Here is a 7,316-nt window from a genome sequence, read left to right on the forward strand (position 1 = left end):
CTGTTTCCTCTCAGTGGCCCATCAGCATGTCTTCGGCACCGTCTTTGTCATGCACGGCGAACTTGTCCACCATTGTGGCGCTGGCCTCGTTCAAGCCGATGACTTCGACCTCGGTGGCTTCACGGCGGAACTTGATGACCACCTTGTCTAAGGCGCTAACAGCGGTGATGTCCCAGAAGTGGGCGCGACTTACGTCAATGCGCACTTTCTCGATGACTTCCTTGTAGTCGAAGGTATTGATGAAGCGATCCGCCGAGGCAAAGAACACTTGGCCGGTAATGGTGTAGGTGCGCACGCGGCCTTCGTCCTCGGTGCGAGAGGTGACGCGCAGAATCTGGCCCACCTTGTGGGCGAAGAAGAAGCCCGACAGCAGCACTCCGATTAGCACGCCCTTGGCCAAGTCGTGGGTGCCAACCGTCACTACCACGGTGGCCAGCATCACCATGCTGGAACTTTTTGGGTGCTCGCGCAGATTGCGGATCGAGGCCCAGTTGAAGGTGCCGATAGACACCATGATCATCACCGCGACCAGTGCGGCCATCGGAATGCGGGCCACCCAGTCACCGATAAACACCACCATCAGCAGCAGAAACACGCCAGCGGCCAGCGTGGAGAGTCGGCCACGACCGCCGGATTTTACGTTGATGACCGACTGGCCAATCATGGCGCAACCTGCCATGCCGCCGAGGAAGCCGGTAGCAATGTTTGCCACACCTTGACCCACGCATTCGCGGTTCTTGTTGCTGTTGGAGTCGGTCAGGTCATCGACGATGGAAGCCGTCATCATGGATTCCAGCAAGCCGACGACCGCCAAGGTGGCCGAGACAGGGAAGATGATCTTGAGCGTTTCGAGGTTCAGCGGCACATCAGGCAGCAGGAACACCGGCAGACTGTCAGGCAGTTTGCCCATGTCGCCCACAGTGCGAATGTCGAGGCCGAGGAAGATCGCCACTCCGGTCAACACGACGATGGCAACCAGCGGCGACGGCACGGCCTTGGTGATGTAGGGAAAGCCGTAGATGATGCCGAGACCTGCCGCCGTCATGGCATAAACGTGCCACGTCACATTGGTCAGCTCGGGCAACTGCGCCATGAAGATCAGGATGGCCAGCGCATTGACGAAGCCGGTGATGACCGAGCGAGAGACAAAGCGCATCAATGCGCCCAGCTTGAGCCACCCCGCGAGAATTTGCAGTACGCCGGTCAACACGGTGGCAGCCAGCAGATATTGCAGGCCGTGGTCTTTGACCAAGGTCACCATCAGCAGCGCCATTGCACCTGTGGCCGCAGACACCATGCCAGGGCGACCACCGGCAAAGGCAATGATCGCGGCAATGCTGAATGAGGCGTAAAGACCGACCTTCGGATCAACGCCCGCAATGATCGAGAAGGCGATTGCCTCGGGGATGAGCGCTAGCGCGACGACGATGCCCGCTAGTAAGTCGTTTCGGACATTGGAAAGCCAGTCCTGGCGTAAGGATTTCATCATTCTTCTATTCCGTTGTGGTTGCCAGCCAGTGGTGGCAGTTGGGGCGAACGCAAGCGCGTCTTCCCGGCCAGCGGAATAGAGAACGAACCCCGAGTAATCCAGGGCCAGCAAGACGCAGTGAATCGGACGTGCAGCCTCGTGCGAGCGTGGTGTGTATTGAAGCTGGCTCGCAGCGAGAAAGAGGCTTACACGGGTAGGAACTCCGATAGTTGGCTTGCTGATTCTTTGGGAAAAGGCATTTTACCTTCTTTGCGGCGGCGCAACAATAATAATGTCAGTCTGAGCTATGCCTCAACTTGGCGTCAGACAGGATTGGGAAGGAGCGTCAGGGTAGGGCCGATTACGGCGTTTCCTGACGCCTCCGGTGCGGCGTCTATGGCCTCAACCTGACACCTCGCACCTTGGCGTACGATTTTTTCCGAATTCTGAGCCGACCCCGGTTCCATGTCAACCATTTCGGCCAATTATTAGAATGTTGTGTAGGCCGGCACTCCGTAACCTTCGGAGTAGTTCAGTTGATAACGGAGGTTTACGGACATGGCGACGACAGAAAGCAGCTATCCCGACGAGCTGGCCGCACGGCTGGCTCTTCAACAGCAGACCTCAAAAATAATGCGCAGGGACTACCTGGCCGCTTTCATGGCGGCGCGCGCGGACGTGAAGGAAGCGATGGAGGCCGGCTACGCGCTCAAGATCATTTGGGAGCACATGCGCGAGACCGGGCGAATCCCTTTCCGCTATGAGACGTTCCTGAAATACGTTCGCCAGCACATCACCAATGCGCCGCCTGGCTCCACGGGTCAGGGCACGAAGTAAGCAAAGTCCCATGCTCAATCGCTGCAAGCACATGGCTGAAACGCTGTTACCGGCCTCTTGGATCGCTGCAAGCACACGGACGTTGGCAATTTCCGTTGGTTTTCCCGCTGCTGGCGCGCTGTTGCGAAGCAATGGTGCGGTTACAGCGCGAAATTCGACGAGTCATACGAGGCAAAAACAACGCCGTAAGGCGGGCAGGATGTGTGAAGTAGGCCCACCGGCAAGCCGGTTGTCCTTCTTCACTGTCCCTTATTCGCGCGGGGCGCTCAACGGGCATCCTGCTCTGCGAGGGTGCCGGCTGCCGCCGGTTGGAGGACAAATGGACGATGGGAAACGAATCACCAGGAAGGGCAGCCCACCGATCAAGGTGTACTGCCTTCCAGAAGAACGCGAACTGATTGAGGCGAACGCCAAGATGGCGGGAATCAGCGTTGCGCGCTACCTGCGCGACGTAGGGCAGGGCTACCAGGTCAAGGGAGTCATGGACTACCACTACGTGCGCGAGTTGGTGCGGGTGAATGGCGACCTTGGCCGGTTGGGCGGATTGCTCAAGCTATGGCTGACCGACGATCCGCGCACAGCCCGGTTCGGTGATGCCACGATTCTTGCCCTGTTGGGGCGGATCGAGGCCACCCAGGACGAAATGAGCCGGCTCATGAAGTCGGTGGTGCAGCCGAGGGCCGAACCTTGAGAGTTTTAGCAGCTAAATTACCGTGTGCTGCACGCGACACAAGCCCCTTCCAGGCCGACGGCCCGGGCGTTATCAACTCTTGGGAGAACGCATAAGGCCAGGGACACCCCGTAAGGGCCGAGAACAGAATCACCGAAGCCCGGGCCTCAGTGCCAAGGGCGATACCGATTAGCTAGTGGCGTAGCTCTTCGATGAAACCTTGCCGTGGGCAAGCGCGAGCTTGGTCAAGGCATTGCCTTTCTTTCATCGAATGGAGATTGCAACCATGAAGCACGTCCGTTTTTTAGCGGCTAAAACCGCGCTCGCCGCCGCCCTGGCCGGCAGCAGCATCATCATGCCCGCGCAGGCCGGCATTCCCGTCATCGACGGCGGCAACCTGGTGCAGAACGTCATGACGGCCATCGAGTCGGTGGCGCAGACGCTCAAGCAGATTGAGCAGTACCAGACCCAATTGCAGCAGTACGAAAACATGCTGCAAAACACCATGGCCCCGGCGGCGTATATCTGGGATCAGGCGCAGTCCACCATCAACGGGTTGATGGCCGCCACCGACACGCTGAACTACTACAGGAAGCAGCTCGGCAGCGTCGATGCGTACCTGGGCAAGTTCCAGGACGTGGCCTACTACCGTGGTTCGCCGTGCTTCTCAGCCGCCGGGTGCTCGGATGCCGAGCGCGCCGCGATGGAGCAAAACCGCAGCCTGGCAAGCGAGAGCCAGAAGAAGGCGAATGACGCGCTTTTCAAGGGCCTTGAGCAACAGCAGCGCAACCTTACCGCTGACGCTCGTCAGCTCGAACGGCTCCAGTCGGCAGCGCAGGGTGCTACCGGCCAGATGCAGGCCATCGGCTTCGCCAATCAGCTCGCCGCTAACCAGGCAAACCAGCTTCTGCAAATCCGTGGCTTGCTGATCGCGCAGCAGAACGCCGCGACGGCCAGGATGCAGGCGCAGGCCGACCTAGAGGCGCAACAGCAGGCCGCCGGGGCGACTTCCAGGGAATCCAGGATCGAGCGCACGGCCAGCCCGAAAAACTGGCTCGAACTGACCCGCTAACGGAGACCCTGCACCATGAAGAAAACGATGCTGCTTGCCGGCCTCGTGGTGGTGCTGGTGGCTGGCTGCGACAACAAGCCGGCCATCCTGCCCATGCCCGAGGTCAATGACACCAATTGCCAGATCGAGGCAATCAAGAAGATCGAGGACAGGGCTACACGCGAAAAATTCGCCGGGCTGTGCTCGCGCCGGTCACCGGCCAGCGGCGGCATCGCGCCGACTGAGAAGCCCATGAACTGGCTCGAACTGGCCGACCCGAAAGACCAGAAGGAGGCGAAGCCATGAAAGCACTGCACAAGGCGGCGCTGATCGGTGTCGCCGTCGCGCTCTACTCCACTGCCGCATCGGCCCAGCTCACGAACCAGGGGATGCTTGACCAGGTGGTGACAGAGTTCGCCACGCGGGCCACGTCCTGGCAGACGGTGGTGATGAATGCCGCGATGTTCCTGTTCTGGACGTTGGGCACGATCTCGCTGGTTTTCACGTTCGGCTTCATGGCGCTGCGCAAGGCCGACATTGGCGAGTTCTTCGCCGAGTTCATCCGCTTCATTCTGTTCTTCGGCTTCTTCCTCTGGCTGCTGCGCAACGGCCCGGCCTTCGCCCACTCGATCATCCAGTCGCTGGCCCGGATCGGTGAGCAGGCATCCGGGGTGGCATCGGTGACGCCCTCGGGCATCGTGGATATCGGCTTCATGATCTTGAAGCAGGCATTCACAAACTCGTCGATCTGGTCGCCCGTGGATAGCTTCATCGGTGTGGCCTTGAGCGTTGGCATCTTGATCCTGCTGGCAGTTGTCGCCGTGAATATGCTGCTGCTGCTCGTCTCGGGCTGGCTGCTGATGTACGCCGGCATCTTCTTCCTCGGCTTCGGTGGATCGCGTTGGACTTCCGACATGGCGATCAACTACTACAAGACCGTGCTGGGCGTAGCCGTGCAGATCATGACGATGGTGCTGCTGGTCGGCATCGGGAACGACCTGCTTTCCAGCTTCTACGCCAGGATGAACACCGGCACGCTGAACTTTGAAGAGCTGGGCGTGATGCTGGTTTTCTGCGTGGCGTTGCTCATGCTGGTCAATCGTGTGCCCCCGCTTGTCGCCGGCATCATCACCGGCTCGGGTATCGGTGGCGCTGGTGGCATCGGCAACTTCGGTGCCGGTGCCGCCATTGGTGCGGCTATGGGCGCGGCAAGCATGGCCGCCGGTGCTGCAAGCGTGGCTGGTGCGGCCGTGATGGGGGGCGCAGCCTCGGCCGCCGGCGGCATGTCGGCGATTAAGGCGGCGTTCGAGAAAGCAGGGGCTAGCGCCGGTGCCGAATCTGGCGGAATGCCCATGTTTGGTGGTGGTGGTGATTCCGATGCTGGATCGTTCGCGCAGGCGGCGGGCTTTGGTGGCGGCGGTTCCAGTGCCGGCACAAGTACGCCGCTCGGCCAGGCGGCCGGCTTCTACAGCTCGGGAAGCTCCAGCAGTTCGGGCAGCAGCGGCGGCGAATCGAAAGGCGGCGACAAAGCCGGCCCCAGCTCGAAGGGGGGCGGCGATGGTGGCGGCTCGAAGGCCGGCCAAGGTGCGGGAAGCCTTCTCGCTGCGACGGCTGCGAACTTGGCGCAAGGCATTGGCGACGTTGCGAAGGCCAAGGCGGCTAGCATCCGCGACGCCGCCGCCGAACGTATCGCCGACACCACTGGCGGGAAGATCGCCGCCGCGATCCGGGCGAGCAGCCAGACAGGCCAGGCGGCCGAGGATGTGCCCAGCTTCGGCGGCAACAGCTTGGCAGGTGCCGATTCGGCCGCTGCTGATCCTGATGATGAAGTGACCGCATTCGCCAACCGCGACAAGGAGGTATGACGATGACGCCGAGAGGATTTTTCGACTGCCTGGACGTTGCCGATGTCGAGCAGCGCCAGGCGCGGGCGGTGGAGTTTGAGCCGGTCGGCGACCAATCGACCGATGCCGGCCGCGAGGCGGAAGTCGCCGCCTTCGTGAATCGGCCTGCCTCGGCCTCCATTGAGGCCGCCAGGCCGGCGGCCAAGGTGAGCGGCAACGCCAGCAACTGCAGCGGCAGCAGCGCGAGAAGTACGCCACTGGCCGAGGCCGCCGGCTTCTACGGCACCGGCAGCCGATAAGCGCGCCGGCCGGCGTGGGGCCGGCCGACACTTCCACAAACCCACCTGTTAGAGAGGTGAATCATGGCAACCCTGAATCCTACCAATGCAACTCAGGCAGTTCATCATGCAGCCGCGCAACTCGCTGCGCTCGACTGGCTCGACCAGGACGCGGCGCGGCAGCTCGGGCCGCTCGCCGAGGCCGTGGCGAACGCCTTCATGGTCGTGTTCTACCAGGCCGAGACGGGCCAGGCTACGCCTGCTGACTTCCGCGAGGCCCTGGACGCGGTGCGGCAGTCACTCCGCGCCGCGTAGGCACGCGCGCCAGGAACAGCAAGGGCGGCCATCGGCCGCCCTTGTCATTTTCGGGCCTGCATCGTCAAAGACGGCGATGTGCGCCGGCGTGCTTGAGCATCGCCAGATCAGACGATGACGGCCGCTCTGGCCTTCTCCCTTGGAGTGGATCTCTCATCGTCGTTTCTAGCGATGAGATCCAGCGCACCAGGTCGCGCACGTCGAGCTGCAGCACCGCCAGGAATGGCGATGGTGGCCAGCTCCTCCTACTCGATGCCGTGCATGGCCCTCGCCCGCGCCGCGACTTCGCGGGCGTGCTCGATATAGGCCGGATCAGCCGTGGCCTCGGCTTCGGCCAGGAAGGCGCTGATCGCCTCGGCCGTCGTCAGCTCCTCGGACGGGTTGAAAGGCGTCAGTTCACGGCCTACGGCGGGAGCATCCACCCATTCGCGTTCTTCCCTCGGCAATGGGTACACGCCGGCGGCCTCGGCTTCGGTCAGCAGCTCGGCCAGAGTGTGGCGCACCTGGTCAGGCGTGACGGCGCGGGCCGGGTCAGCCTTCAAGGCGTCATAGGCCGGGCCTGCCTTCTCATGCAGCCAGTTTTCCAGTTGCTTCGGGTCGGTCACCGGCGTGCCTCATCGAGCCAGGCCAGCGTTTCAGCATCGCGGGCGGCCACGCGGGCCAGCAGCTCGCGGACGAAGGCTGCCATGCTGATGCCGCGAGCGGCTAGGACGGCCACCGCTTCGGCCTTCACGTTCGCTGGCACGGCGGCGTTCACAGATTTCATGGTCATCCTCTATCTCCTATCTCAGATCGGCGCCAGATCGTTGTTCATAAAACGGTGGTTTTCTGGACATTCTGTGGTGCCCCAATT

The 7,316-nt window shown here is 61.9% G+C and carries 10 protein-coding genes; 7 read left to right on the forward strand and 3 right to left on the reverse strand.

What is annotated here, in order from left to right:
- Nucleotides 1-10 precede the first annotated feature (10 nt).
- Nucleotides 11-1,489: a SulP family inorganic anion transporter gene (locus N5K27_RS11710; RefSeq protein ID WP_011518938.1), complete on the reverse strand. Its 1,479-nt coding sequence runs from the start codon at nt 1,487-1,489 to the stop codon at nt 11-13.
- A gap of 537 nt (nt 1,490-2,026) precedes the next feature.
- On the opposite strand from N5K27_RS11710, the gene N5K27_RS11715 reads away from it, so the two are divergent.
- The 7 genes from N5K27_RS11715 to N5K27_RS11745 all read left to right on the forward strand — a co-directional run bounded on the left by N5K27_RS11715 (nt 2,027) and on the right by N5K27_RS11745 (nt 6,463).
- Complete coding sequence (locus N5K27_RS11715; RefSeq protein WP_016713050.1) at nt 2,027-2,305, forward strand: TraK family protein; 279 nt, start codon at nt 2,027-2,029, stop codon at nt 2,303-2,305.
- A 319-nt stretch (nt 2,306-2,624) separates the two neighbouring features.
- Nucleotides 2,625-2,996 carry a conjugal transfer transcriptional regulator TraJ gene (traJ, locus tag N5K27_RS11720; protein ID WP_016713049.1) on the forward strand — a complete coding sequence of 124 codons (372 nt, stop codon included), beginning with the start codon at nt 2,625-2,627 and terminating at the stop codon, nt 2,994-2,996.
- Between the two features lie 265 nt (nt 2,997-3,261).
- Entirely contained in the window at nt 3,262-4,047 is a 786-nt protein-coding gene (gene trbJ, locus N5K27_RS11725) for a P-type conjugative transfer protein TrbJ (RefSeq protein WP_016713048.1), read from the forward strand.
- Between the two features lie 15 nt (nt 4,048-4,062).
- Complete coding sequence (gene trbK, locus N5K27_RS11730) at nt 4,063-4,332, forward strand: entry exclusion lipoprotein TrbK (RefSeq protein ID WP_016713047.1); 270 nt, start codon at nt 4,063-4,065, stop codon at nt 4,330-4,332.
- On the forward strand, nt 4,329-5,891 hold the full coding sequence (gene trbL / locus N5K27_RS11735) for a P-type conjugative transfer protein TrbL (protein ID WP_016713046.1): 1,563 nt from the start codon (nt 4,329-4,331) through the stop codon (nt 5,889-5,891). Before trbK ends, trbL begins: the two co-directional genes overlap by 4 nt.
- Nucleotides 5,892-5,893: 2 nt before the next feature.
- Complete coding sequence (locus N5K27_RS11740) at nt 5,894-6,169, forward strand: hypothetical protein (protein WP_016713045.1); 276 nt, start codon at nt 5,894-5,896, stop codon at nt 6,167-6,169.
- Between the two features lie 63 nt (nt 6,170-6,232).
- Nucleotides 6,233-6,463, forward strand: a complete 231-nt coding sequence (locus tag N5K27_RS11745) for a type I toxin-antitoxin system ptaRNA1 family toxin (protein ID WP_016713044.1) — start codon at nt 6,233-6,235, stop codon at nt 6,461-6,463.
- 245 nt (nt 6,464-6,708) lie between these two features.
- Here N5K27_RS11745 and N5K27_RS11750 read toward each other — a convergent pair whose 3' ends face one another.
- Nucleotides 6,709-7,068: a hypothetical protein gene (locus N5K27_RS11750; protein ID WP_016713043.1), complete on the reverse strand. Its 360-nt coding sequence runs from the start codon at nt 7,066-7,068 to the stop codon at nt 6,709-6,711.
- Nucleotides 7,065-7,235: a hypothetical protein gene (locus N5K27_RS11755; RefSeq protein WP_016713042.1), complete on the reverse strand. Its 171-nt coding sequence runs from the start codon at nt 7,233-7,235 to the stop codon at nt 7,065-7,067. The genes N5K27_RS11750 and N5K27_RS11755 overlap by 4 nt, the downstream gene beginning before the upstream one ends.
- Nucleotides 7,236-7,316 lie beyond the last annotated feature (81 nt).

This window comes from Pigmentiphaga sp. GD03639 (assembly GCF_029845405.1).
Lineage (GTDB): Bacteria > Pseudomonadota > Gammaproteobacteria > Burkholderiales > Burkholderiaceae_B > Pigmentiphaga > Pigmentiphaga daeguensis.